General features: G+C 66.8%; 3 protein-coding genes and 1 pseudogene. 1 reads left to right on the top strand and 3 read right to left on the bottom strand.

Features of this window, described 5'->3' with window-relative positions:
- From IE252_RS18475 to istA, 3 genes are all read right to left on the bottom strand, one after another.
- Window positions 1-605, bottom strand: a 605-nt coding sequence (locus IE252_RS18475; protein ID WP_229848533.1) for a class I SAM-dependent methyltransferase, incomplete at its 3' end; no start/stop codon positions are given.
- Window positions 606-1,218: 613 nt separating this feature from the next.
- Window positions 1,219-1,989: an IS21-like element helper ATPase IstB gene (gene istB / locus IE252_RS18480; protein ID WP_190090521.1), complete on the bottom strand. Its 771-nt coding sequence runs from the start codon at window positions 1,987-1,989 to the stop codon at window positions 1,219-1,221.
- The gene (istA, locus tag IE252_RS18485; RefSeq protein WP_444545953.1) at window positions 1,986-3,335 is read right to left on the bottom strand and encodes an IS21 family transposase; all 1,350 of its coding nucleotides are present in this window, start codon (window positions 3,333-3,335) and stop codon (window positions 1,986-1,988) included. Before istA ends, istB begins: the two co-directional genes overlap by 4 nt.
- A gap of 192 nt (window positions 3,336-3,527) precedes the next feature.
- On the opposite strand from istA, the pseudogene IE252_RS18490 reads away from it, so the two are divergent.
- Window positions 3,528-3,772: pseudogene (locus tag IE252_RS18490) on the top strand (IS110 family transposase); the annotation flags it as partial.

Here is a 3,772-nt window from a genome sequence, read left to right on the forward strand (position 1 = left end):
CGCAACGTCGAATCAGACGTCAGCACCCCTCCGTCCGCGGCGAACGTGTAGGTCCAGCGGAATGTCACCAGAGGCCACCTCACCTCAGTGAGTTCGACCCAGCTCTCGACGGAGCCGACGCCTGAAATCTCCATGACGCTGTAGGAGTTCTCGCGGGTCCACCCTTCCCAGGCGCGTCTGGCCGGATCGCGGGTCTCGAAGACCAGATGTCCGCCAGGCCGTAGTGCTTCGTAGGCTCCTCGTAGCGTCCTGTGCCACGGCTGCGGATCAACGATGGCCTGGGAAACGTTCGCTGTCATCGTCGCGAGGTCAACCTGCAGCGGCGGGAGGTCCGCCGCGTCACCGCAGATCCAGCGCACCCGCTCACTGCCCGGTTTGTCGCGAGCGACGTCGATGGACGCCAGGGCGGGGTCGACACCGACGGCCTCGATCCCGCGATCAGCCAGGAGAAGCGCGAACACCCCTGTTCCGCAGCCGATGTCCAGCACTCGGCGCGCCCCGAACTCATCCGCCATCCGAAGGTATGGATCGAGATCGCTGCGGTCAGGGTCGAGCGCGTCATAGATCGCGGCGAGCCGTGGATGCCCGAAGCAGTCGTCAGCCATGCGGTCGAAGGTAGGCAGAGTCCGCGCCGAACAGCTACTGGGTTTGGTGGCTCTAGAAGGTGAGAGAGGCAAGCGACCGCCGAACGTGCACACCGCCTTCCAAGAGCCCCAGGTCATACGCCCCTAGGTCTGGATCCGCGAACACCCCCGCGAGCCCCCCACGGCCACCCCTGGCGACCAGCACCCCGCGCCACTCAAACTTCTATGGCACGAACTTAATGATGATCAACCTTCCCTACGTTGTTCTGCGGGACGTGGTGAGCCCTTCGTATGGTTCATCCACCCAGGGGTATCGGGTGTGGCTTTCAACCTTCTGCCGTCAGAGGCTTCCATCGATCGGCCGCCCGATGCCCCACGACGACTCGGCTGCCAATGAGGAATTGCGAATGATCGCTCCGTAGGGAATCGACAGCGAGGTCGTCCGTCGGGAGGCACCAGCAACACCACCGCACGGAGGCACCACATGGCCGCGATCTGGGCCGGCATCGACGCAGGCAAAGCCCACCATCACTGCGTCGCGATCGACGAGAGCGGCCGTCGGCTGCTGTCCCGACGCGTCTGTCGGCGTACTCTCTGATGCGGCCGGGTCTGTACGTTTGAATGAGGCCAGTGGTCAGGCCACGTTGGTGTCGCGCTCGATAGCCTTGAGGCGGTTCTTGAGCCGGTAGCTGGGCCCGTTGATGGAGATCATCTCGCAGTGATGCAGGAGGCGGTCGAGGATCGCGGTAGCGAGGACCTCGTCGCCGAAGACCTGGCCCCATTCGCTGAAGGTCTTGTTCGACGTGAGGATGATCGAGCCCTTCTCGTAACGCTTGGAGATGACCTGGAAGACCAGGTTGGCCTCGGCGCGTTCGAGGGGCTGGTAGCCGACTTCATCGACCACCAGGACACTCGGTCGCAGGTAGGAGCCGAGCTTGTTGGTCAGCCGGCCCGCCGCCTCGGCAGCCTTGAGGTTGCGGACCATGTCGTCGAGGCTGGTGAAGTAGATCGAGTAGCCGGCCCGGCAGGCCGCGACCGCGAGGGCGACGGCGATATGCGTCTTGCCGACCCCGGGCGGGCCCAGGAGGGCGGCGTTCGACTTGGCCTCCACGAAGGACAGGGTGGCCAGGTCCTTGACCTTGCGCGGGTCAAGTTCAGGCTGGAAGGAGAAGTCGTATTCGTCGAGTGTCTTGTGGTGCGGCAGCCGGGAGATCCGCAGGCCGGTGCGGAAGCGGCGGTCGTCACGGATGGCCAGTTCCTCGGACAGCACCAGGTCGAGGAAGTTGAGATAGCCCATCTTGGCCTCGTCCGCGCGGCGGGTGAACTCGTTGATGGTCTCCGCCAGATGAGGCAGGCCGAGTTTGGCGGCCGTGGTGCGGATGCGGTTGCCGGTCAGCTCGCTCACAAGGATTCCTCCGTGGCTGGATGGGTGGTGAAGGGCCGGGTTCCCGTCAGCTCGTCATAGACCGACAGCGGACGGCGGCCGACCTCGACCTGGGTGGCCGCGGCCCGGTTCAGCAGGGCCTGCAGCGGGCCGACTTCCTCGCCCCGGGGCTGCGGGCGGGGCTGGGGCGGGACGTTGCCGGTGGTGGTGCGGCGGCCCTTGCCGGTGGGCAGGCCGTCCCAGTGTGTCTCCTCGACGACGCGAACCCCGCGGCCGACCGCCCGTGGGTGCATGGCCAACAGCGTCTGACCGCCGGGGTCTGGGACGGTGGCATGCAGCATGATCTGCGCTTTCGTGGCCCGGATCTCCACCAGCTGCCTCGGGCGGACCTTGCGGGCCGGCACGGAGTAGAGGTTGCCGTCGAAGGCGACCAGACAGTCCTTGCCGACTGGCCGCAGGTGCCGCTCGGCCACCAGATACGGGCTCGGCGGCAGCGGCTTGAGAGCTGCATGGTCCCGGGCCGCCCGGTGGCCGATGACCTCGTGGTGGGTGGCATGGGTGCGGGCCCGCCGCTGCGGAACCCAGGCCATGAACGCGGCGTCCATCTCCTCGACGGAGGCGAACGACCGCCCGGACAGGACATGGTCGCGGACGATCAGCACCTGGCGTTCGACGCGGCCTTTTCCGGTGGGGCGGTAGGCGGCCAGTACGTCGGGATCGAAGTCGTAGTGTCCGGCGAAGCCGACCGCTTCCGGGTGCAGCGGGACCGCCTCGCCGGGGGCGACGTGCCGGCGGACCACGGTCTTGGTCCGGTCGTAGACGATCGACATCGGCACCCCGCCGAAGTGCGCGAACGCACGGCGGTGGCAGTCGAAGAACGTCTGCAGGTCCTGGCTGGTGGTGAAGCAGCAGAATGGATCGCGCGAGTACGACAGGGTCATGTGGAACGAGTAGACCTTCGCGATGCCCATGTGGGCGAGGATCTTGCCCTCGTCACCCCAGTCGACCTGGGCCTGGGCCCCGGGCACCACCTCGAAACGGCGGTGCAGGCCCGCCAGCTCCCGTGGCGTGATGCCCAGCTCATCGGCGATCCGGGGCCGGGCTTCTTGCAGATAGAGCTTGACCCGCTGGTAGTTGATGGAGAAGCCGTACTCGCTCGCCAGGCGCTCGTGCACCACCGCACCCTTGATGAGGATCTCCGCCCGCAGCATTGCGTCGATCAGCGGCGCGACCTCATCTACCACCTTCTTGCGGGGCCGGCCGTTCGACGTCCGCTTCGGCGGCGCGGACGGTGCCTGCCCCGACAGGTACTTGCGAACCGTCTTCCGGTTCAGCCCCGTCTCCTTGGCAATCTCCGTCAGGCTCACCGCACCCGACTCGAACAGGGCACGAAACCGCCGGAGTTCCAACCAGCGTTGCGGGTCCAAGACCACCGTCAGCCGCCCTCCACCGCCCTCACCGACCAAGCAGCAGACTGCCGAGCAACAGGACTCACCGCATCAACAAGCGGCCCTCTTCACTCGTACGTGACCGGCCGCGTTCATGTGTACGCCGACAGCGTCGCCAACGACGAACCCGAACTGCTCGAACTCCTCCCCGACGTCCTGGCCCTGGGCGACGAGGTGACCTGGGGCATCGAGCTGGCTGACGGCGGAGCCGCACTGGCCATCGCGGTCCTCCTCAACCACGACCAGCCGGTCCACTACATCTCCGGCCGGGCCATTCACCGCGCCTCCGAGAGCTACCGCGGCGAGGGCAAGACCGACGCCAAGGATGCTGCCGTCATCGCTGATCAGGTCCGCGT

It is taken from the genome of Streptomyces melanogenes, from assembly GCF_014649795.1.
Lineage (GTDB): Bacteria > Actinomycetota > Actinomycetes > Streptomycetales > Streptomycetaceae > Streptomyces > Streptomyces noboritoensis.